General features: G+C 47.9%; 18 protein-coding genes. 7 read left to right on the top strand and 11 right to left on the bottom strand.

Annotation, left to right across the window (positions count from 1 at the left end; all coding sequences use genetic code 11):
• Positions 1–93: 93 nt before the first annotated feature.
• Together vapB and vapC are read left to right on the top strand one after the other, a co-directional pair.
• Positions 94–327 carry a type II toxin-antitoxin system VapB family antitoxin gene (gene vapB, locus IE070_RS02995; protein ID WP_189480323.1) on the top strand — a complete coding sequence of 78 codons (234 nt, stop codon included), beginning with the start codon at positions 94–96 and terminating at the stop codon, positions 325–327.
• A complete protein-coding gene (gene vapC, locus IE070_RS02990; protein ID WP_189480320.1) occupies positions 327–731 on the top strand; it encodes a type II toxin-antitoxin system tRNA(fMet)-specific endonuclease VapC in 405 nt (134 codons plus the stop codon). Before vapB ends, vapC begins: the two co-directional genes overlap by 1 nt.
• A gap of 692 nt (positions 732–1,423) precedes the next feature.
• Here vapC and guaA read toward each other — a convergent pair.
• Positions 1,424–3,001, bottom strand: coding sequence for a glutamine-hydrolyzing GMP synthase (guaA, locus tag IE070_RS02985; protein WP_189480318.1), 1,578 nt, complete (start codon positions 2,999–3,001; stop codon positions 1,424–1,426).
• 58 nt (positions 3,002–3,059) lie between these two features.
• Complete coding sequence (guaB, locus tag IE070_RS02980) at positions 3,060–4,529, bottom strand: IMP dehydrogenase (protein WP_189480316.1); 1,470 nt, start codon at positions 4,527–4,529, stop codon at positions 3,060–3,062.
• Between the two features lie 164 nt (positions 4,530–4,693).
• Between guaB and xseA the strand changes: the two genes are divergently transcribed.
• Positions 4,694–6,031: an exodeoxyribonuclease VII large subunit gene (gene xseA / locus IE070_RS02975; RefSeq protein ID WP_189480754.1), complete on the top strand. Its 1,338-nt coding sequence runs from the start codon at positions 4,694–4,696 to the stop codon at positions 6,029–6,031.
• Between the two features lie 51 nt (positions 6,032–6,082).
• Here the strand turns inward: xseA and IE070_RS02970 are convergent, their stop codons facing one another.
• The 7 genes from IE070_RS02970 to IE070_RS02940 form a co-directional block, all read right to left on the bottom strand.
• Positions 6,083–6,787 (bottom strand): DUF6445 family protein, encoded by a 705-nt coding sequence (locus IE070_RS02970; protein WP_189480314.1) that lies wholly within the window; start codon positions 6,785–6,787, stop codon positions 6,083–6,085.
• The gene (locus IE070_RS02965; RefSeq protein WP_189480312.1) at positions 6,787–8,295 is read right to left on the bottom strand and encodes a tryptophan halogenase family protein; all 1,509 of its coding nucleotides are present in this window, start codon (positions 8,293–8,295) and stop codon (positions 6,787–6,789) included. The genes IE070_RS02970 and IE070_RS02965 overlap by 1 nt, the downstream gene beginning before the upstream one ends.
• Before the next feature lie 12 nt (positions 8,296–8,307).
• On the bottom strand, positions 8,308–9,726 hold the full coding sequence (locus IE070_RS02960; protein WP_189480310.1) for a tryptophan 7-halogenase: 1,419 nt from the start codon (positions 9,724–9,726) through the stop codon (positions 8,308–8,310).
• Positions 9,714–11,300, bottom strand: coding sequence for a tryptophan halogenase family protein (locus IE070_RS02955; RefSeq protein WP_189480308.1), 1,587 nt, complete (start codon positions 11,298–11,300; stop codon positions 9,714–9,716). Before IE070_RS02955 ends, IE070_RS02960 begins: the two co-directional genes overlap by 13 nt.
• A 67-nt stretch (positions 11,301–11,367) precedes the next feature.
• Complete coding sequence (locus tag IE070_RS02950; protein WP_189480306.1) at positions 11,368–14,706, bottom strand: TonB-dependent receptor; 3,339 nt, start codon at positions 14,704–14,706, stop codon at positions 11,368–11,370.
• Between the two features lie 283 nt (positions 14,707–14,989).
• Positions 14,990–16,777, bottom strand: coding sequence for a glycoside hydrolase family 9 protein (locus IE070_RS02945; protein ID WP_189480303.1), 1,788 nt, complete (start codon positions 16,775–16,777; stop codon positions 14,990–14,992).
• A 141-nt stretch (positions 16,778–16,918) separates the two neighbouring features.
• Entirely contained in the window at positions 16,919–18,073 is a 1,155-nt protein-coding gene (locus tag IE070_RS02940; RefSeq protein ID WP_189480300.1) for an endo-1,4-beta-xylanase, read from the bottom strand.
• Between the two features lie 396 nt (positions 18,074–18,469).
• On the opposite strand from IE070_RS02940, the gene IE070_RS02935 reads away from it, so the two are divergent.
• From IE070_RS02935 to IE070_RS02920, 4 genes are all read left to right on the top strand, one after another.
• Positions 18,470–19,117 carry a DsbA family oxidoreductase gene (locus tag IE070_RS02935; protein WP_189480298.1) on the top strand — a complete coding sequence of 216 codons (648 nt, stop codon included), beginning with the start codon at positions 18,470–18,472 and terminating at the stop codon, positions 19,115–19,117.
• 1 nt (position 19,118) lies between these two features.
• A complete protein-coding gene (locus IE070_RS02930; protein WP_189480296.1) occupies positions 19,119–20,276 on the top strand; it encodes a GGDEF domain-containing protein in 1,158 nt (385 codons plus the stop codon).
• Positions 20,277–20,408: 132 nt separating this feature from the next.
• The gene (locus IE070_RS02925) at positions 20,409–20,870 is read left to right on the top strand and encodes a CreA family protein (protein WP_189480295.1); all 462 of its coding nucleotides are present in this window, start codon (positions 20,409–20,411) and stop codon (positions 20,868–20,870) included.
• A 47-nt stretch (positions 20,871–20,917) separates the two neighbouring features.
• The gene (locus IE070_RS02920) at positions 20,918–21,526 is read left to right on the top strand and encodes a gamma-glutamylcyclotransferase (protein WP_189480293.1); all 609 of its coding nucleotides are present in this window, start codon (positions 20,918–20,920) and stop codon (positions 21,524–21,526) included.
• Here the strand turns inward: IE070_RS02920 and IE070_RS02915 are convergent.
• Both IE070_RS02915 and IE070_RS02910 read right to left on the bottom strand, forming a co-directional pair.
• Positions 21,523–22,419: a DUF4824 family protein gene (locus IE070_RS02915; protein WP_189480291.1), complete on the bottom strand. Its 897-nt coding sequence runs from the start codon at positions 22,417–22,419 to the stop codon at positions 21,523–21,525. The genes IE070_RS02920 and IE070_RS02915 overlap by 4 nt on opposite strands.
• Positions 22,412–23,509: a DUF2157 domain-containing protein gene (locus IE070_RS02910; protein ID WP_189480289.1), complete on the bottom strand. Its 1,098-nt coding sequence runs from the start codon at positions 23,507–23,509 to the stop codon at positions 22,412–22,414. Before IE070_RS02910 ends, IE070_RS02915 begins: the two co-directional genes overlap by 8 nt.
• Positions 23,510–23,608 lie beyond the last annotated feature (99 nt).

Here is a 23,608-nt window from a genome sequence, read left to right as displayed (position 1 = left end):
TTTAGGATTATCAAACACCAATGCTGGTAGATACCTTGAGTATCTACTATTAGGGTTTATAATTATTATACTCGTAAACTTTAGGAGCGTATTATGGATACAGGTACTGTTTTTAAAAATAACAATACGCAAGCGGTACGCTTGCCGGTTGATGCGCGCTTTCCGGACGATGTAAAAAAAGTCACAGTGCGCGTTGTAGGAAAAGATCGCATCCTCACGCCTGTTAGCCATAGCTGGGATTCTTTTTTCTTACAAGGGCCTGCCGTGACAGAAGACTTTATGCCTGAGCGCGCAACACAAGAACAAGCAGAGCGAGAAGCTTTTTAATGCTGAAATACCTGCTCGATACCAATATTTGTATCTACGTGATTAAACGTCGCCCCTTGGAAGTGCTAGAAACCTTTAACCAGTATGCAGGTTTGCTCTGTATTAGCAGTATTACTTATGCTGAGCTGTGCCATGGTGTCGAAAAAAGCGCAAAGCCAGAACAAAACCGGCAAGCAGTAGAAGATTTTTGCTCCAGATTAGTGGTATTACCCTATAGCGAAAAAGCAGCACAACACTATGGTGATATTCGCGCGGAATTAGAAAAAGCCGGAACACCGATAGGCGTTAATGATCTGCATATCGCAGGCCATGCCAGAAGTGAAGGCTTAACATTGGTTACCAACAATACCCGCGAGTTTGCACGTGTAGCAGGCTTGAGAGTAGTAAACTGGCTGGAAAAATAGGGTCACATACTAATAGTATTTGACTCGGGTAAGCGGCAAATAAAACACCTTATTGACTCGAGTTTTGGCTAAGGATTTGTCGCTGTAGCAAAGCCGTCGAGTCGCTCAGCCCCGGGAGCATAAATAGTATGTGACCGGGGTGAGCGGCGAAGACAATACCGCTACAGTGACAAAGACAACGCCTTATTCTTAACTGCCATTTTGACTAAAACTAAACATTATCCTAAATCATCGGCAGGCTGACAAAGCCGTCGAGCTGTTCAGCCCCAGGAGCATACGGGTAGTATGTGACTGGGGTAAGCGGCAAATAAAACACCTTATTGACTCGGGTTTTGGCTAAGGATTTGTTGCTGTAGCAAAGCCGTCGAGTCGCTCAGCCCCGGGAGCATACAAATAGTATGTGACCGGGGTGAGCGGCGAAGACAATGCCGCTACAGTGACAAAGACAACGCCTTATCCTAAATCATCGGCAGGCTGACAAAGCCGTCGAGCTGTTCAGCCCCAGGAGCATACGGGTAGTATGTGACTGGGGTAAGCGGCAAATAAAACACCTTATTGACTCGTGTTTTGGCTAAGGATTTGTCGCTGTAGCAAAGCCGTCGAGTCGCTCAGCCCCGGGAGCATACAAATAGTATGTGACCGGGGTGAGCGGCGAAGACAATGCCGCTACAGTGACAAAGACAACGCCAAAACTATTCCCATTCGATGGTGGCTGGCGGCTTGCCGCTAATATCGTACACCACTCGTGAAATACCATTAATTTCATTAATAATCCGATTCGACACCTTACCCAATAACTCATATGGCAAGTGCGCCCAATGGGCCGTCATAAAATCAACAGTTTCTACCGCGCGCAGTGATACTACCCAGTCGTATTTGCGGGCATCGCCCATCACACCCACCGATTTTACGGGCAGGAATACGGCAAAAGCTTGGCTGACTTTATTGTATAAATCGGCTTTATGCAGTTCTTCAATAAAGATGGCATCGGCACGGCGCAGAATATCGCAGTACTCTTTTTTGATTTCGCCCAGTACCCGTACACCTAAGCCTGGACCTGGGAACGGATGACGGAACAGCATATCGTACGGCAGACCTAACTCAAGGCCAACTTTGCGTACTTCGTCTTTAAACAGCTCACGCAGTGGTTCAACTAAACCCAGCTTCATATGCGCTGGCAAGCCGCCCACGTTATGGTGCGATTTAATCACATGGGCTTTACCGGTGGCCGAGCCAGCTGACTCGATCACATCCGGATAAATGGTACCTTGAGCTAACCACTTGGCATTTTCCAGTTTTTGCGATTCTTCGTCGAACACCTCGACAAAGACCCGGCCAATAATTTTGCGCTTAGCTTCTGGCTCATTTTCGCCGGCTAAAGCATCGAGGAAACGTTGCTCAGCATCAATCTTGATGATATTAAGACCAAAGTGATCGCCAAACATATCCATCACTTGCTTGCCTTCGTTTAAACGCAGCAGGCCATTATCCACAAAGACGCAAGTCAGGTTTTTACCAATAGCGCGGTGCAGCAACATGGCCACCACAGAGCTATCAACCCCACCTGATAAACCTAAAATAACCTGATCATCACCAATTTGCTGTTTTAAGCGAATTACCGCATCTTCAATAATTGAAGCTGGCGTCCATAGCTTGTCACAGCCACAGATATCCACCACAAAATGCTCAAGCATCCGCAGGCCTTGGCGAGTGTGCGTCACTTCAGGATGGAACTGCACGCCGTAGAATTGGCGTACTTCATCTACCATGCCGGCATGTGGGCAGGTTGGCGTGCTGGCGCACGTAATGAAACCTTCAGGAATTTGCACTACTTTATCGCCATGGCTCATCCAGACGTCTAACAAGCCATTACCGTTACTACCAATATGATCTTCAATTTTGGCAAACAGATCATTTGGTGCAATAACTTCGACTTGCGCATAACCAAACTCGCGCATATCCGAGCCTTGCACCTTACCGCCCAGCTGCTCGGCCATGGTTTGCATACCATAGCAAATGCCTAATACCGGCACACCGGCTTCAAATACATACTGTGGCGCACGTGGGGAATTAGCTTCATGTACGCTTTCTGGGCCGCCAGAGAGAATAATACCGGTTGGATTAAATTCACGAATTTGCGCTTCGGTCACATCCCAAGCCCAAAGCTCACAGTAAACACCAATTTCGCGCACGCGGCGGGCGATAAGCTGGGTGTATTGCGAACCAAAGTCGAGGATTAAAATACGATGATGATGGATATTTTTGTTCATACTAACCTTTACAAAGTAAGCGGGCTGGCCATAAGCCAGCCCTGAAAGCCGAAAGCGGTTAACCTAACCGATAGTTGGGTGCTTCTTTGGTAATTTGCACATCGTGCACATGCGACTCGCCCATGCCTGCTGCTGTCACTTTAACAAACTGCGGCTTGGTTCTTAAGGTTTCGATATCTGCAGAACCGGTTAAGCCCATGGCTGAGCGTAAACCGCCCATTTGCTGATGGATAATATTTTCAATCGGGCCTTTATACGCCACACGGCCTTCGATACCTTCAGGTACCAGTTTTTCCGCATTGTTGCTGCCCTGGAAATAACGATCTGATGAACCATTACGCTGTGCCATAGCACCTAACGAGCCCATACCACGGTAAGACTTATAGTAACGGCCCTGATATAACTCTACTTCACCCGGCGCTTCTTCAGTACCGGCAAACATAGAACCAACCATCACACAGTGCGCGCCAGCCACTAAGGCTTTGGCTACATCACCAGAGAAACGGATACCACCATCAGCAATAATGCACACGTCAGTACCTTTAACGCCTTCAACGGCATCAGAGATGGCGGTAATTTGTGGTACACCACAACCTGTCACAATACGGGTGGTACAAATAGAACCTGGACCAATGCCCACTTTTACCGCATTGGCACCGGCTTCAGCCAGTGCTTTGGCGCCTTCGGCTGTTGCTACGTTACCGGCAACAATTTGTAAATCAGGGTACTGAGCGCGGGTTTGTTTCACGCGGTCAATCACGCCTTGCGAGTGACCATGCGAAGTATCAATCAGCAGAATATCGACACCGGCCTCTACTAAGGCAGCAATGCGCTCATCGGTGCCCGGGCCTACGCCCACCGCAGCACCGACGCGTAAACGACCTAACTCGTCTTTACACGCATTAGGCTTGCTGGCCGCTTTGTAATAATCGCGAACGGTGATCAGGCCTTTTAATTTAAAGCTATCATCCACGACTAAGACTTTTTCAATACGATGTTTGTGCATCAGCTTTAAGGCATCTTCACGCGGTGCGTTTTCATTCACAGTGACCAGCTTTTCGCGTGGCGTCATCACTTCGGTAACTTTAGCTTGCAGGTTAGCCTCAAAGCTCATATCGCGGCCGGTAACAATACCCACCAGATCGCCTTGCTTGTCTAATACCGGAAAGCCAGAGAAACCATGTTGCTGGGCCAGTGCTTGCACATCACGCACCGTCATTTCGGCCGAGGCCGTAACAGGATCAGAGACCACGCCACTTTCGTATTTTTTGACTTTGCGCACGTTGGCAGCTTGTTCTTCAATGGTCATATTCTTATGAATAAAACCAATGCCGCCTTCTTGCGCTAAAGCAATGGCTAAGCGCGCTTCCGTTACGGTGTCCATAGAGGCGGAAACCATAGGAATATTCAGCGTGATTGTGTTGGTTAATTTTGTGCGTAAATCCGCAGTATGGGGTAGCACGGAAGAGTGCGCCGGTACCAATAACACGTCGTCAAAGGTAAGGGCTTCTTTAATGATCCTAAGCATTGCAACAATCTCGCTGTGTGGATGAAAAGATAGGGAATGTTGCGGTGCAATTTTAGCGGAAATCCGCCGATAGAACAAACGGTTTTTTCTTTTTGTCAGGTAAGGTCACAATGGCGTACACTGCATTTCCGTACCGTAAACCACAGGCAGATACCGAGTCCGCTATGCAAAATCATGATATTTACACCGTTTCCCGTTTAAATAGCGAAGTGCGTTTAACCTTGGAATTACAATTTCAGCAATTATGGCTGGTGGGTGAAGTTTCAAATTTTGTCGCTGCCGCCTCAGGGCATTGGTACTTTAGTTTAAAAGATCAGGCCGCACAGGTAAAAGTCGCCATGTTTAAGCAGGCGAATCGGAATGCCTTGGTGCGGCCACAAAATGGCCAGCAAGTATTAATTCGTGCTCGGATCAGCGTATACGAGCCCCGAGGTGAATATCAGCTGTTAGCCGAGTTTATTGAGCCTGCTGGTGATGGCTTACTAAAACAACAATTTGAGCAACTTAAAGCCAAGCTGGCGGCTGAAGGACTCTTTGCCGAAGAACGCAAGAAAGCATTGCCAGCACAGCCGCGGACTATTGGTGTGATTACCTCGCCAACCGGTGCTGCAGTTCGCGATATTATTAGCGTATTAAAACGGCGGGCGCCTGCGCTTGAGGTGATAATTTATCCTTGCCAAGTGCAAGGCGAGACTGCGGCAGCACAACTACGTGCCATGCTAAGCACCGCCATTCGCCGCAATGAAGTAGATGTACTCATTATTGGCCGAGGCGGTGGTTCTTTAGAAGATCTCTGGTGTTTTAACGATGAAATCTTAGCACGCGCAATTGCGGCCTGCCCTATTCCGATCGTCAGTGCGGTGGGGCATGAAATTGATTTTGCTCTCACCGATTTTGTCGCCGATGTACGTGCTCCCACGCCCTCGGCCGCCGCGGAATTAGTGTCACCGGATCAAAGCCAGCATCTGCTTACACTGCAACAATTGGCGCTTCGTTTAGCCAGAGCGCAGCGCCTGTACTTGCAACGACTAGCCCCAAAACTAAGTCAACTACAACAGCGCCTGCAACACTTACATCCACAGCGCCGATTAGAACAACAACAGCAGCGTTTAGATGAATTACAATTGCGCTTACAGCGGGTAATGCAACAGCAACTGCAACACGCCAAACGCCAGCACAGTTATTTACAGCAAAGCCTGCAGCATTTATCGCCCGCTAAAATGGTTAAGCAACAACAGGGATTGCTGCAACAACTGGCAAGACGGCTGGAGCATGCCCAGCAGCAACAATTAAAACAGGGCCAGCAACAACTGATGAGGCTTAGCGCGCAATTACATACCGTCAGTCCGCTCGCCACTTTAGCACGGGGTTACAGTATTAGTTTTAATGCACAGCAACAGGCGATTACGCGTGCGGCACAATTAAGTGTTGGCGATAGCGTTAGTACACAACTGGCCGAGGGACAATTTACGGCTATCGTTACCGAGGTGCAGAAAGGATAATCGCATCGCGGGCTCATTCCTTACCACAACGGCAAACCGTATTGCGACACCTTAATCGCGCGCCGTAATAAACGCGGTAATGGTAAAGCGCCCGCTGCGCGGATCTAAATCAAAAGGGTAATCTGTCGCGATATCGCCAGAATGTAATGATGAACAACGATACAACAGCAAACGATTAAACCGCGCAGGGACTTGCGCAATTCGTGCAAACATGGCGTTATCCCCATTTATATAGCCTTTTGGCGTCCCATATTGCTGAAAATCGTCGCTAAGTGAGCGCTGATAGGCCGCTTGCCGTTCAGGCGTGATCGCTTCAAAACCACTGCGTCGATGCCGATAAAAACTGGTGCCACCCTGCTGCGCGTGACATAAATAATACACTATAGCGAGATCATCCGGTTTGGGGCGATCAAAGTGCGGTATACACTGCCACGCCGATAATTGTGCAACCGGCGTGGCCACCATCGCGTAATAACTCTCGACGCGCTGAATACGCGCTGCGGTCAGTCCAAACACGTGCTGGATATGTGGCGCTAATTGTGCCAGCACACGCTGCCCAAATATCGGCGGTGCAGGCGAGCGTAAACCAGGATACAAGCCCGTGGCTGGATTAACAGCACCTTGTTGCAACGCGTACTGCAGCAGTTGGTTAGGTTCGGGCCAAAAGTCATCCACCAGCAAAAGCGGCTGCTGTTCCTCTCCGATTACGGCTATCCGAGGGGTGTATGGCGTTGTGGTCTTTACACTGGACAACATCAATAAATCTTGTCCGCTTTACAATGCTGATTAATAAAGGCTTGATGTGACGGCATATAATCCACAGCGCTACGGATCACTTGGCGGATCCCTTGCAAGCGTTTATCTAATGCGTCTTCTGGAAACGCATCCACTAAGGGATGATAACGTGCTGGCGTGATCCCCTGCCCAAGCATGACTTCAAACCAGCTTAGATCGCTAAACATTTCGTTGTTAAAACGAAAGATCCGTCCATGATCGCGAAATTGTGTGATTTTTTGCGTTAGCGCATCAGGTATTGGCATGCTACTGCAATAACGCCAAAAAGCCGAATCACGACGTGCTGTAGCGTGATAATGTAAAATCAAAAAATCGCGGATACTGTCGTATTCAAAGTGCATTTGCCGATTAAACTCATCAATATCGCTTTGTGCAAAATCTCGATCAGGAAAAAAACTAAACAGCTTTGAAATGGCGGCCTGAATTAAATGTAGGCTGGTTGACTCTAATGGCTCCATAAAACCCGCGGCTAATCCAATCGCTAAACAGTTTTTTTGCCAAAATTGCTTACGCTTACCCGTCGTAAAACGTATTTGTCTGGGCTCTGCTAAGGGCGCGCCATCTAAATTTTGCAGCAAAATTGCCGTGGCCTCATCTGCCGACATAAATTTACTGCTAAATACATGGCCATTGCCGATACGATGTTGCAGCGGAATTCGCCATTGCCAACCTGCGGTATGTGCTTTGGCGCGCGTAAAAGGCCATGGCTCGCCAGCACTGGCGCAAGGTACGGCAATGGCGCTATCACAAGGTAACCAATGCCGCCAATCTTCATAGCCCGTTTTTAATGTTTGCTCAATCAGTACGCCTTGAAAACCGGAGCAATCAATAAAAAAATCAGCCTCGTGCACACTGCCATCAGCCAACTGCAGGGCATGAATAAACCCATCTGCCCGCTGTTGTACCGATAACACCTCACCTTCTGTACGTTGTACCCCCCAGTTTTCAGCAAGCTCTCGCAGATAGGCGGCAAATAAGCCAGCATCAAAATGAAACGCATAGGCAATATTCGATAACGGTGAATTGCCCGCGGCAATACTTCGCATAAAACGTTTTTCATGGCAGGCCAATGATGTCAGGGTATATTCATCGAGCGGCGCGGCACGATCTAATGCCCGCATTTTTAGCCAATAATGGTAAAACTGTAGGCCTTCCATATTTTTGCCTACATCGCCAAAAGCATGAATATAACTGCTGCCAATTTGGTGCCAGTCGACAAACTGAATACCCAGCTTAAAGGTTGCCTGAGTGCGACGCATAAACGCATTTTCATCTAGGCCAATTAACTCATTAAACAACATAATTTGAGGAATAGTCGCTTCACCAACACCCACCGTACCAATGCGATCAGACTCAATAAGCTGGATCTGACAGTATTGATCCTTTAATACCTTCCCAAGCGCTGCTGCAGTCATCCAGCCGGCAGAGCCGCCCCCTAAGATAATTATTTTTTTTAATTTATTGATCATGTTGGTCTCTTTTTAAACCGCATTACGCGTTAACGCGAGGAAATCGGTGTAACTAGGCATTCCTGACACGAGCCGCGCGATACTGTGTTGAATTTGGTGTACCGCACTAAACAATTCGGTTGTGCTGCGTGTTGCCAATAACATACTGGGTAACGCTGGCCTGAGACCTAAACCAACGAGTAAACCAAACCATTGCGCCGGTAAGATGGCATCCGTTTCTGCCGGTAACAAACGACCGGCGCGTGCAAAGAGCTGACCTTGTGCAGTGGCTAATGGCTCAGTGTGACATTGCAGATACATGTGTACTTCTTGCTGAAATAACTGCCATTGTGTATTAAACAGACTGGCCGCAGCGGGTCGCATTGCCTGCCCAGGCAACAACGCTAACCAAAGCGGTAACATAAAGGATAAGGCAGACACGCCATCATATAAGGGCTGATCTAAGACAGCTGCGGCTTCACCACAACGTAGCACATTGCCTTGCCAAGGATTATCCATACCCTTAGGCACTGGAAAGCGCACTTGTTGCCAATCGGCAATACCGGTTTTTTGCTGCAATTCGGCTAACACCAAAGCCACTGTTGCAGGCGGCTGCAGTAAGCATTGCCAATGTTCTCGATCAGCCAGCCGATGCTTTACCACCCAACTCCCACTCAGCTGGATCGCCGAACTGTAAGGCGAGAGCGGTTCAGGCCGACTATCGGCCCATAAGCGCAGTGCAAAAGGCTGTTGCAAAGCGGGCGTTGCTGCAGTTGCATGGCTCGATACGTCCGAAGAACGTCGACAATCTATAAGAAAATGCACTGGCTGTTCGTACCCATTATCAGTTTTAATGGTTTCTGCTATGCCGTGCGTATTGCGCACACAAACTAGAGACGCACACGCATGGTATGTCACACCTGCAGCCAGATTATGCTGATGTAAACAGGCTGCCAAGGCCACACTGTCCATTTGCCCACCAAATGCTAACGCTTGCTGCAGATCGGGTCGAGTATTCGGGGCAATCGCAAATTTTTGTTGTAAGGCCGCCTGCGCGGCAACTGATAACGCATCAATACTTATCGTGTTTGCCAAGGCTGGCGACTCACGTAAGCAACGTAATACCACCTGCTCAAATTCACTAGCCTCGGCTTGCAGACCGTAAAAACCATAGGGGATAAAACCCTGCCTTGCTGCAAACTCATAATGACATCCCAACGATACATGCCCTTGAGCCTGCTGGATTAATGACAACGGAGTACACGCAAGATGTTCACACAACGCCGTCAGCGCTGGGCCAAATTGCGTGCTACGGCTCTCCGCGGGATCACTGGGTAATACCACGGCAACTACACGCATACCAAAACGACGTAACGGCGCGGCGATCCAGGCACACGCAAGCTCTAACCACACACCGCTGCCTATGACTACCACAGGATTTAGCGCACGCATACACGCCCTCCTGCTGCACTGGCTTCACGATAGCCATATAGAGAATGCACTGGCGGCGCATTTGACGAGCGCGATGAATTATCCAACGCCTGCCGATGAGAAGGACTTTGGCCGGCTTGCATTTTCAGGTGTTGATAATACTGCTGCAACCAGGCGCTATAAGGTGCGCTGGCAGCCGCTTGCAAGCGAAAATCAGTTTCGTTGGGGCGAGCGCCCTGCCCTAACAATACCGCTAACCAACTCGCCGGTTGGAATAATCCTTGCCGATACGCTACCAGCTGCCCACTTTCCTGAAATAACGCCAGCCGCTGCTGCAAACTGTCTGGAAGAGACATGTGCGCACAATATTGCCAAAACGGTTCAGAACGCGTATTTACTTTGTAATGCAAAATAAGAAAATCTCGCACACGCTGATACTCTGTCGCCATTTGATCATTAAAGGCATCACGTTCACTTGTCGACACGATAGACTGCCCCGCCGTATGCACCGGAAAGTACAGCAACAATTTTTCTAATGCTAATTGTATTAAATGTAGGCTGGTCGATTCCAAGGGTTCTAAAAAGCCCGCCGCCAAACCAATGGCCACGCAATTATGTCGCCAGCTTTGCTGACGGCGCCCCGTGGTAAAGCGTAATGCTTTTATTGAAGCCCCCGCAAACCCCGTCTCATTGACCTCCTGCACTAAGTGTTGCTCCGCAGCGTCATCAGCTAAAAAGGCACTGGCATATACCAAGCCATTTCCCGTGCGATGTTGTAGCGGTATACGCCAACGCCAGCCTGCGGCCATCGTCTTAGATAACGTGTACGGTGCCGGATCAACATCGGCAGCACTCGGCATGGCCAGAGCGCGGTCGCAAGGCAACCACTGTTGCCAATTCTCAAAGGGAGTTTGCAATGTTTGGCCAATCAATAGCGCCGAAAAACCAGAACAATCAATAAAAAAATCGCCTTTTAAACGCATCCCCTGCTCTAACACTAATTCACTGATGTCACCATTAGGCTGTTGCAACACCTGCTGCACCTTGCCTTCAATGCGGCTCACGCCCTGCGCGGTCGCATGTTGACGAAGCAACATGGCATATTTACCCGCATCTAATTGATACGCATAATTAAAGCTTGAAGCAACATCTGCAATGTCGGTACTGGGAAAGCGGAAGCGTTTTTGTTGCGCTAATTGCACAGCGAAAGAATAGTGATCAAAAGGATAAGTGGGCTGGTGTTGCTGTTGTAACCACCACCACACCTGATGAAAGGGTAAATCGTTTAGCATGTCGCCACTCACCCCAAAAGGGTGGTAATAATCGCTGTTCGCCGTTCCCCATCCCTGAAAACGAATGGCTAATTTATAGGTCGCCCCCGTCGCCTGCATAAATTCGGCTTCTTCTATACCCACCCATTGATTAAAGTGTCGAATATGAGGAATAGTCGCTTCACCGACCCCCACCGTGCCGATTTGCTCTGACTCCACCAAGCAAATAGAATACTGCTGCGAAGGCAAAAATCGTGATAAGGCGGCTGCAGCCATCCATCCTGCGGTCCCACCGCCTAAAATAACAATACGTTGTTTTAACATAGTCACGTAACGCCTTAATGCGCCATCACTCAGTATTAGTCAACCACTGAGCGATGGCGTAACGTGCTTAGAAGTTGCCGCGCACCACAAACGCTATCCGCCGATCAGCCACAAACCAAGAGCGTCCTGCTTCTTGTCCCTCGTTATTGAGGAGCATCAGGGTTTCAGATTGCGCATTAGTAATGTTGGTAGCCTGCAGCCCTATGGTAAAGTTTTCGGTAATATTATAAAAAATAGAACCATCTAACTGTCCATGATCGTCATACCATAACGGCGCCTTACTGATCACATCGCGTGTAGTCAGCAGATATTTTGAACGCCAGTTGTAGGCCAAACGTGAACTCCAATCACCTTTTTCATACATCGCTACTATGTTAAAGGTGCGATCAGACTGACCTTGTAGCGGAATGGTATCCATATTAACGCGGATCCCAGTATCTTCAAAATCATCCCCTAACCAGCTTTCGTCTTCAACATCCACCTCATTATTCGGCACACCACTGGCTTTAATGTAGGTAAAGCTAGCTTGAATACCAAAGCCATTTAACGGCTCCGGTAGCCCATCATAAAACTGCTGATAAGCCAGTTCTACACCACGCATTTTGCCATCACCGCCATTGGTGGTGGTGCTAATTAACGATGTTTGATTCACGCCACTGACCGGATTCGTCAGGTTTTGCGCAAAGGCCCCTTGTACAAAGTAGTTTTTCAAATCTTTGTTGAATAACGTCGCACTTAATTGGCCCACTTCAGCAAAATACCACTCTAATGCAAGATCAAACTGCACCGATTCCATCGGTTTTAAGAATGGATTACCGCCGCTACCGGTCCAAGCCGGCACATAAGCCCGTTGAATCAGGTTATCTTGCGGCAATGGAGGATTATCAGGATCAATCACTTGTATCGGCCGTTCGGCCTGCACCGATTCATTACCCAAGGAAATACGATTACGCACGTCACCCATATCAGGTAAGGCAACGGCTTTAGAAAAGGCAAAACGCCCAATCAACTCATCGGTAATTTCATATTTAAAATTAAAGCTGGGTAGCCACATTTTAAACGAGTTTTTGGCGCTTAAACGCTCTTCAGCATCATTACCAAAAGCCCTATCGTTATCGGGTAGGTAATTTAAAGGATCGCCGATCCAGCGATTTTCTTCTGCGCGCAGCGCATCTTCCACCGATGCATAAGTGCCATTGCTGACTTGCTGATTAACATAATCCAGCACCAAAGTTGGATTAAGCTGTCGATTTCTTAATGACTCTGGAGGTAAAAAGTCTGGAATTAAATCAGGAAACGTCACCGCACCAATCGCTTCACGATCCAATACCACATAACGCAAGCCAATGTTACCGGAGTAACGACGCTCGCCTTGGCCCTCAAAATTAAACCTAACATAAACGGCTTTATTCGTTTCAGTGGTATCGTTCACTTCGCCGGGCGTAAACAGGCCAAACTCAGAATCGACTCCCGCCCGTTGTGGATACGGCGTCCAGCTACCGCCCGCGGAGCTAAAGGGTTGTCGTGCTGGATTTGCGCCCATTATTGAACGAACATAAGCTTCAGTGGCATGGATGGTTTTATTGCCCGGAATATTGGCAACACCACCACCATGAAAGCCAGACCAATCGACTAATTCAAAATCATTGGCGGCACCCGGAATCGTATCTAGCCAGCCTGCTGGCGCAACACTGCTAAATTCAGGGGCTAATGCCCCCCAGTTCCAATCGGTTGCACGCACCGTTTGTTCCCGTTTTGCATAGCGCACACCCGTTTGTACCGATGTCCAAATCCCCAAATTATCTAATTGGTAATTGGCATCAATACGTCCGGCAACCGATTCGCCTTCAGAGCGCTCGTAGTGATCCATCGCACTGCGTAAGAAATAAGACGTAGGATCTTGAAAGTAGTTACTATCGCCGGCAGGATCGCCGCTAAAACCGGGATAGCCTGTCGCAAATAACTCAGGATTGGCATCACGATAACCAAACCAAGGCTCTAACAAGCGCATAGTGGGTGTTTTGCCGCGAATATTATACTCTTGGCCCGCAAACGCTGCCGTATGAACGGTAACGTCGTTATCGGTGGTTTCTGCCTGTACTAATTGAAGATCGGTAGTAATTTCCAACTGATCAGTGGCTTTCCAGCGGAGATTTAACGAAAAGTCTTCTACCAGATTTTCAGAGTCTTTTACTCGGCTATCAAACTGCGTAACATAACCAAACTGATCGCGCGGATTATCACCCCAGCCACGGGCCACACGGTCTACGTTACCATCGGCAGCACGCCAACCGTCTACCCCTTGCGTAATGATCCCTGATTCAAACAAGCCTTGATCATCAAATTCAAATTGGGTACCTGCCAAGGGCCGTGAGCGCCGATTGTCGATACTAAAATAACCCCCTTGGTATTTCACCGCTTGCTCATGCCAAGATAAGCGGGCATCAGAGCGAATATATTGAAACGTACTTAAAAAGGTGTCGTCACTATTTTTCCACTGTAACGCGGAGGAAAAACCGGTTCTTTTACGATCATCAAACTTATTCAGTAAATTAGAGGCATTAGGCATCCACACTAAGCCATTATTATCCGTTCCTACAAAGTTTTCGGCACCGGCAATGGTTCTAGCATAAACCGGTACATAGGCATCCGATTGAATACCATGCGATGCGCCATATAACTGCGAGCGTGCCGCATTAATTAAAAAACCAAACTCGCTGCCATTATCTAATACAAACCGATCGCTGAATAAAGCGGATATTGTTGGGCTGCCTTTTTTGGCAATATCGCCATAAGACCAATCTCCGCTGATCGCAAACAAACGTCCCGCAGCATCAAAGGGTTTACGCGTGCGTAAGCTCACGGTTCCGCCAATGCCGCCTTCAACCATGTCGGCGGTTTGATTTTTATAAATATCAACACCGGCCATTAACTCAGGCGAGACATCTTGAAACGATAATCCCCGTCCAGAGTTAGCGGTAAAAGAATCACGACCATTAAATTCGCTGCGGGTTTGTGTCATACCGCGAATAATGGCGCCACTCCCTTCCACGCTAAAATGATCTGGATCATCTGGCCCCGCAAACCGCTCAATCGATACCCCTGGGATCCGTTGAATTGCCTCAAGGACACTGCGATCCGGTAATACACCAATATCCTCCGCAGAGATCCCATCAACCACGGTATCAGCGAGCCGTTTGATATTTTGGGCGCTTTGTAAGTTAGCACGTGTACCACTTACTTGAATAACTTCGATATCTTCAACTTTGGGTTTATCTTGTTCGGTTTGTTCTGTCGTCTCTTGCGCACTAACCCCTGCAGTTAATCCCATCATGGCGATTAACAATAGCGAGCGTTTAAAAACAGGTTTTTTGGTTAAGTGTTGGTTTCGATTGCTGTGCACCATCGAAGGTCTCCCATGTGTGTTTTTAATGCATCGGAGATCACAGCAAATCGCGCTATTTGTCGCGTTGCATTGTTTAACCGATGCGCTGTTTACCAGCTTTTTTTATATTTTTACTTACTACTGACGTACTGCATGCTTCGCCAATTTTGGGTTAATTAACGACTATAACCGCTGATGTTTTAGCCGCATCTGATAGTGCGACATGGCTGTTTCAGCGTCAAACCGTCTTGGAAAAATCAGAATAGTGAAAACAGAAAACGCACCTTTATTGCACCCTGTTACTCTATTTTGAGGCAGTTTCTGGCTCAACAGAGTTGTTCGTTGCCATCGGCAGGTGATGCATTGCCGCTAACACATACACCAAGGGTGCGTTCCAATTAATCGCGACTTCGTTACTAGCATAACTGCACCAATCATCAACATAACTTAATGCTGGTAAGGTAGTGGTGTACGCGCACTGATCTTGCTGCCCAGGTTGCGGCCCGCCCACTAACCATCCCGGCACCGGCGCGTCCACGTTATCTGCTGCAGAAGGGCGATGATGGATAAACTGCGGATGCTTTATCCCAAAACCGGTTACATAAGATAGCTGTAATGGATTACGCCCTAAGACATAGTCTAATAAGCCCTGCATAGCCTGTTCATAGCGTGGCTGAGGCGATACTAACCACGCTTGATAGAGCAACATCGCCTTGTTCATTGCGACGGCATTGCTGCCCCAAACAAAGTCGTCTGCACGCATTGCAACGCCATACGCCGATTGCTGATGAATACTGACAAGTTGATCGGCCGCCTGCAGCAGCCCTTGGGTAACTTGCCCCACAATAACCGAATCGAGGTTTCGCCCCTGGCGCAGCTCAGCGGCTAAGCTGTAATAGGCCAGTGCTGCGACATTGGCCCAAGACGGCGCAGTGGGTGGTGCAGTTAACTGGCGAAACGCGGTTAAATATGTTGGCTCCCCTGTTAACAAAAATAGCTCCACGCCAGCCCAAGCCCATTCATCGGCTAACTGCTCATCGCCATAGGCACCGGTGTGTACATCGGCAGGTTGTTGATAATAAACCGCAGGATGTTGCTGAGCCCATTGCCATGCCGCGAGTGCTTGTTGACGATATAACGCAGCTTTACCTGGCCATTGGCTTTCAAAGGGCTGAATCACTCGGCTAGCATTTGCCATCACCGCGGCAAAATTCAGTGCTGCGGCGGTACTTTTTTGCACCACAAAACGCTCGGCATGGGTCTGATCAGGCATCACAATACCGGCAAAAGCCAATGTGGTTAATTTATGGTAAACACCACCATCGTTTGGATCTTGCATGGCACTTAGCCAGTCCAGATTCCACATAATTTCGTCTAGCAAATCGGGAGTCGCATTATCTGATTCAGGTATCTGCCATTGCCGTTGTTGATAAAAGTCTGCAAAGTCGGCATAGGTACGCAATAAGGTGTAGGTACTAATGCCCGAATTTACCACATACTTGTTGTAATCCCCTGCGTCGTACCATCCTTTGGGCGCACTGAAGGTAAAGCCAGCAGGCCGCGCGTCCGAAGCGGCTGAGGTGTGTACTTTAACGCTAGTATCGGGATGCCCTGCTGCCCGCGCCCATGGACCAGCAAAACGAGGTTCAAGGGCTATTGAAGCGCGATTATAGTAAAACGCTTTAATCGCACTATCATGAACAGCGCTGTAAGGCGCGGCAGCAATAGTAAAGTGGATTGGCTTTAACCCAGGCACCAAAAACTGGTATTCGCCTGGCGCGGTGAGTGCAGAAACATCCGCTAAACTTACCCATTGCGCCGCTTCTGGCCAATAGGCTGCGCGAGTCGTTTCTCCTTGTAATACAGGCTGATCGTTATTAGGTGCTATTACCTTAAAACTTACCACGCGTTCACCCGGCACGACCAACCACTTAGGTCCGATAAGTCTGAATCCCAAATAGTTATAAAGGGGCACTAACTGAGGTGAAGTCTGTGTCGCCGTGGACTGCGTTGGCTCAGCTTGGCTTGCTAAGCTCGTGGTGTACACCAGTGCGATCAGAATGATCTTGGCAAAATAAGCGAGGCAATTCATGTTCAGGGCATCCTTTTAAGGAGGATTAAAAAGAAGAACGCCATCGGCTGCAATCCGGGCGCTCTTATGAAAATGCATTTCTGCTGTATGATTTTTTATTGACGCGTCGCGTTTTACGAAAATGTTAAACGTAAAAAACGCTTATTGCGCTTCAGCCAGTTTAATCAGAGCCGGCAGCAGTGGCTTGGTGTGTAATTGTCGATCAAATAATAAGGGGTAATCCGTACGACCTCGCATCGGGAAATTGTTACGCCAGCTTTGTGCATCATGCAGTCCCCACAAGGTGACACGATGCAATTTGTCTTGCTGACGCAGAAATAATGCAAAAAGATCTAAATAACGTTGCTCCCAAGCCTGCTCAACATCAGCGGGCAACCCTTCCCGATAAGGATTCAGCTGCTCTTGCAGCTCTTGATATTGGCTGATATCTGCGCCCGGTGTCATCCCAGGAGGGAAAGGCAACACCGAAATCTCTAACTCGGTAATCATCACCTCTAATCCCGTCGCCGCAAACGCCTTGATAGAGTCTTCCACTTCCGTAAAATCAGGCGAGATTAATCCGTAATGCGCTTGCTCGCCAATCGCATGAATAGGAACATTTTTCTCTTGTAGTTGGGCAATAATACGTAGAACACCTGCGCGTTTTTCAGGTTTATACAAGTTATAATCGTTGTAATACAGTTTGGCACTGGGATCGATCTTATGCACTAATGCAAACGTCGTGGCAATGTAATCGTCGCCTAAAATCTGCCGCCATTTGGTATCACGTAAACTACCATCTTCGTTTAATGCTTCGTTAACCACGTCCCAACCGTGCACACGGCCTTTATAACGGCCTACCACCGTACTAATATGCTGCTCTAAACGCGCCAGCAATTGTGCCTTGCTGGCCGGCTTGCCAGTAGCCTCTTCAAATACCCAGGCGGGAGTTTGCTCATGCCACAATAATGTATGCCCTACCATAAACATCTTATGCTGCTCGGCAAACGCAACTAATTGATCGGCTGCAGCAAAATTGAACTGTCCTTCAATGGGTTGAATTTCCTCCCATTTCATAATGTTTTCAGCGGTTAAACTATTAAAATGCTGCGCGATTAACGAAAGCTCACTACGGCTTGGTTGTTGTAACTGCGCCAAACTCACTGCGGTACCAATATGAAAAAAAGGTTGATAGGCCTGCTGTAAAGACGGCGTTTGTTCATTAGCGGGCGCAGCCGCTAATCCCGATGCCACCGGCAACAAACAGCTCACCGCAAGGGTGGCACTGCATAAGAGATTTGAGAGTGTTAAATGCATTCGCAATTCCTTTGATTGGCGCATAACGACAACACGAGGTGCTGAGATGCGCGATTGTAAGTTGTGTGGTTCACATATTAAGTAATGTTGCATACGTAACTTGATATAGCGACTTTGGATTAAACGGAAAAATGCACTCACACGCAACGGCTACAGGATTACGAAAATACATCGCCCCAGTGCGTTTTTTACTCTGCAACAAGCGTTTTTGTTAATTACAGAAGGTTTCTAAATGAAAATGCCCAGAGTACGCTGAGTTAACGTGTGATGACGTGCACCAAGAAGATGAAAAACACACAAAGCTGATTTTCAAGTAAGCGGTTTAATTCCCGAATATGCTACCATAAGCCATCAGGCGCAGATTAACATCGCGCCGCAACTAATAAGTGACTAATAATGTTAACGACATTAACCCTCGACTTAGTTTCTGATATTGCTTGTCCTTGGTGTGCTATTGGTTATATACGCTTAGAACAGGCATTAAAAACCCTACCAGAATTAAACGTAGTTCTGACATGGCGCGCTTTTGAGTTAAATCCTGACAAACTGGCACCGCAAGAGCCGATATTGCCTGCACTTAGCCGAAAATATGGCAAAAGCGAAACTGAGATGCGTCAGGCGCAAACACATCTTATGGAACTGGCTGCTGATTTAGGGCTTAATTTTAGCAAGATGCAACAGCGATTCACGTGTAACACCTTTGATGCACATCGCTTAGTGAAATGGGCTGACAAACAGGGACAAGCCACTGCCATGAAGTTAGCCTTGTTTAACGCCTATTTTGGTGAAGCAGCCAATGTCGCGGATCATCAGGTATTAGTAAATTGCGCGGTGAACGCCGGGTTAGATGCCGATCTTGCGGCTGCTATTCTTGGCAGCACAGAGTATAGCCAACAAGTACAAGACGATATTACCCGTTATCAACATGCAGGAATATCTTCCGTACCGGCATTTATTGTGAATAATAAATACTTGATTTCGGGAGCTCAAGCACCGCAGCAACTGGCTGCAGCCCTGCAGCAAATCGCGCAGGAAATGCCCTAAAATGCATTTACCCACCGTAATTTTGCTGGCACTAGCAACCAATTTTATGGTCGGTCTGTATTTGTATTTGCTGTACCGACGCAAACCTAAAGATCGTTGTTTTAAACTTTGGTCTTATTCCTGTATCTGTTTCGTGCTCGGTTCAATGCTGGTGGTACTGCGTCCTTATCAGCTACCTGAATTGCTCAGTTTTTTTCTCGCCGATTGTTTACTGTTGTTGGCGCCAGTCTATGTCTTAGCTGGTTTGATCCAGTTCTCACGTTTTCGATTTACTAAACAACGGCGTCAATACGGTTTTATGACATTAGCCTTGGTGGCGTTACTGTTTTTTGTGAGTCATCCTCTGCCTGGCGTACTGAGTATTTTGGTGGCGCTGGCCATCGCTTTTACCTTTTGTTTGTGCGCCTATTTACTACAAAAATCGATCATTACTGAGCCGACGTTTACTCGCACCCTGCAAACCGTCTTTTTGTTACATGCGATGGTGATGCTGATCCAAGCCGCGCTGGTTGTGATGAATTGGCAACACCTAAATATCCATGGCCTGCCTGAGTCGTCGGTGTATACCCTGATTAGCCATATTTTACTAACGACCCTCACTGCCTTGTTACTGCCTTGGTTAAGCTTTTTAAAACTAGAACGCAAACTTACCCTAAAGTCACAACGCGATGGCTTAACCCGCCTGGCAAATCGGAGCCATTTTTTTACGCAGCTTGCCCGTTATTGGCAACAACATGCCACAACACCCGCCGCCTTTATGATGATTGATATCGATTTATTTAAAACCGTAAATGATACCTATGGCCATGCCATCGGCGATCAAGCCATTAGTTTAGTGGCTAAGCTATTATCAAAACAATTACGCAGCAATGATATTATTGGCCGTATTGGCGGTGAAGAGTATGCCGCATTATTGATTGATATCGACGAGGCAACGGCGTTAAAAGTAGGTCAGCGTCTTTGTCAGCAAGTGGCTAAACAGCTTGAGTTTATTGGCGATCTTCAGGTTAATTTAACTATCAGTATTGGTGTCGTACATGTGCTTCCCTTTAAGCATGATCGCACCAGAGCATTTAAACTGGCTGACGAGGCGCTTTATGCCAGCAAACAGGCCGGTAGAAACACCGTCACACTGGCAACCTATATCCCTAGTCCCTAAGCGTGTTTTAAAAACCACCAGTAAAGACTACACTGCATAGTATGACCTTCTCGTAAATCGAAAAACCCTGTGAAACCTTAAGGCTTGTCCGAATAAACCAGAATACACATTCATCAATAAGGAACCTTCATTATGCGCGTAGTCTGCACTGTCTTATTAGGATTATTACTGGTTGGCTGTAATAAAAATGAAGTGGGCGATGTCTCGCTCGGTTTGTTTACCACTAAAGATATTAAGCTTGATGCCTTTACCGATCCTGTGATCACCGGTATTACCTGCCATGTTTCCAGTATTGAAGCCAATCTTAACCTGTCTGATCCGTCTGACAGCTCCCTCGCTTGTCGTCAAACGGGTCCGATCACGGCCGCCATGATTGCACAAATCGATAAAAGCAAAAATGGTGAGGTGCTTTTTACCAAATCAAAAAGCATCTTTTTTAAGACCATGAAAATTCGCCGTATCTTTGACGCCGAAAACCAAACGCTGATGTACTTAGCCTATTCGACCAAAGAAACCTCGGGTAGCTTTAAACATAGCCTGTCAACCGTGCCGCTATGGGGAACAGATGCGTATATCAGTAAACAGCCGGAATAAGTGCTTTACTCATTCAAGGTTGCAATATTAATAAGATCGGGAGCCTGATGTCTTACGATACTATGGCGTTAAACCAACAGCGCCAACCGCTGGATCATTTGGAGTCAGTTTGGTTATTTGGTTATGGCTCGCTGATTTATAAGGTTGATTTTCCCTATTTACAGGCCAAGCCTGCATATATTACTGGGTGGCAGCGGCGCTTTTGGCAAGGTTCGCACGATCACCGCGGTACGCCAGAGGCGCCGGGCCGGGTTGTTACCCTGGTGGAGGCAGCCGGTAAGCGCTGTGTTGGTATGGCGTATCAGGTAACACCCGATACCTTTGCTCATTTAGATCAACGGGAGAAAAATGGCTATCTGCGCTTTTTTACCGAATTACACTGGCTGAATAACGCAACTCCCGACTCCACAGCCGATAGCTCAGCGACGACGCAAGGCGTGGTGTATATTGCTAACCCGGATAATGCCGCTTATTTGGGGCCGGCACCAGAAGTCGTGATTGCCAAGCAAATCGCCGAAAGCCGTGGCCCCAGCGGCCCCAATAGCGAGTATTTGCTAAAACTGGCGCAGGCACTGCGCCAACTCAACGAACAGGATGAGCATGTGTTTAAACTGGAGCAGGTGCTGTTAGACTTACAACAGCAAGCAACGGCTTAAGGTTCTGTACCTGAGAGCGTCAGCGCACTTAGCCAAGGCTCTGCAAAACGGCCATAGCGCACCTGAGCCTGAAAGCGAATTTTTTGTTGACGATCGGTATCTATTGGTAAGCGTTGCGCATACGGCTTGGCCACATATAACGACTCCACCGCCAAGCGGTTTACCAGCACCTCGGGCTGTTTTGCTGCTTTATCGTTCTGACACCAGGTATAGCTAAGCTGGATATCTGCTGGCACTATTAATAATTGACTAGCCTTAGGCCCGCTATGATTTGCCAGTGTTTGTTGTAATAAGTTGCGATCAGCGGCGGCATCAATCACAAACAGCCGGGTTACCTCCTCGCGGGCTACACGCCATTGCTCTTCAGCATGTTCCAGTTGTTCTTGCCGACGCTTGGTCGCTTCCCGCAGCCGGTCCTGTACCAAGCCGGCATTTAACTCAGCAACGGCTTCTGCTGCCAGCCGTTGCTGTAACGCAGAATAATATTGTTCTGCTTGTTTCAGGTAGTCCTGATAACTCTGGCCATTAAACTCCAACAACACCCAACCAGAGCGCTGTTGTCGCTGATAGCCTTCCGTACAGCTGCCGAAACGAAAACTGGCAAACTGCGGCGGCTGCAACGTTAGGATACGTTGTTGCTGCCGATATAAATAGTGCCATTTGTCCTCGTTTGGCGTAAACCAAGGCGTGGTCCAGGCTAGATTAAGGCGTAATGATGAATCGTCTTTCACCCTACCCCAGTGGTATGGCAAACTAAGCTCCCGCTCACTCAGCGTCAGCTCAGCAATAACCACACTGCGATTTAGCCACACGTTGCCAAGGATAAAGGCGTTGGCGCCTAGTACGGTGATCACCGCTAACAATAGCCGCTTTTTTGCCCCAGGCTTAGACATTGGCCACCTCATCTGGCTTGGATGCGGTTTGTACCACCAGCCGTAACCGGTTAAAGATTAACAGTGCCAGAATGGCGGTCAGTCCCAATAAGAAAAAGAACAGGTACTTCGGTAACCCGTCCCACCACCAGTCAAAAAACTTGGTATACAGGAACAACGCAAAGAATACATTACCAGTGAGCATTAACTTTGCGGCCTGTTGCCGAATACCGTACAGCACCAGCAAGGCGCTGCAGACAAAACCCAGCACCTGATACAACCCTTCAATGACGCCATCTGACCAGGGTAAATAACTAACACTACCCCAGTTCGCCAGGATCAGTATCGCGATAAAGAACACTACCGCCGCGAGGATCTGATAGATGGCAGCAAAACCATCGTAGCGCTGTTGCGTAAATTTAAGAGGTAACAAAAAGAACAACAGGCTGGTTAACAGAAAATGTTCCGGATATTCGCCGGTCGACACCCAGTAACTGCCCATCCAGCTGCCAAAGCGGGCGCCAATAAAAAGATAACTGCAAAGCATGCCAGCGGCTAATAACAAACGGACGTTGAGCGCATAGGCCAACAGAAAAGCATAGAGCGCAAAGACAGCAAAGGCATTCGGCGATACCGGTAAATTAAAAATACTGCCCAGCATCACAATATTCAGCACCCAAGCCGCAAACGACACCAGCGCGGCTAACTTAGCGTAATACCCTGTATGATCAATGCGATATAGCCAACTTACTAGCCCTAAGCTCAGTAACGGCGCGCTGATTAATATCCCCAATTGCAACGGCGTATCAAAGTAACCCCAATATTGATAAAACAAAAAGAACAAACTGGCCGCCAGCGCCAACGCCCCTAAAAAAGAGACGATTTGCATTCCCAAAGATAAATGACTGGCTTGATCGTTTAGATCAATATCTTGACTCTGCTGTAATTGGTGTAAAAGGTTATGATGATATTGTCGAAGGTGTTGGCTGGTATTATCATCCAGCTTGAGAATGCCTTGCTCAGATAACAGCTGTTGTTCGGCTTGAAAAGCACGTATTTGGTTAACGCGAGCCTGAGCTTGTGTTTTACTTAATGCAGAGAGATTAGGCAAGGTATTCACCACTCCTTGTTAGCAACAGAAAAACCCTGTTGCCGTTTTGCTTCCATGCAGCATAGGCGAACGGTTGCCAGATGCAACCGTTCGCCTAGA

It is taken from the genome of Alishewanella tabrizica (assembly GCF_014652375.1).
GTDB lineage: Bacteria > Pseudomonadota > Gammaproteobacteria > Enterobacterales > Alteromonadaceae > Alishewanella > Alishewanella tabrizica.
The sequence above is the reverse complement of the archived record's forward strand: the minus strand, read 5'-3'. Positions and strand labels throughout refer to the sequence as shown.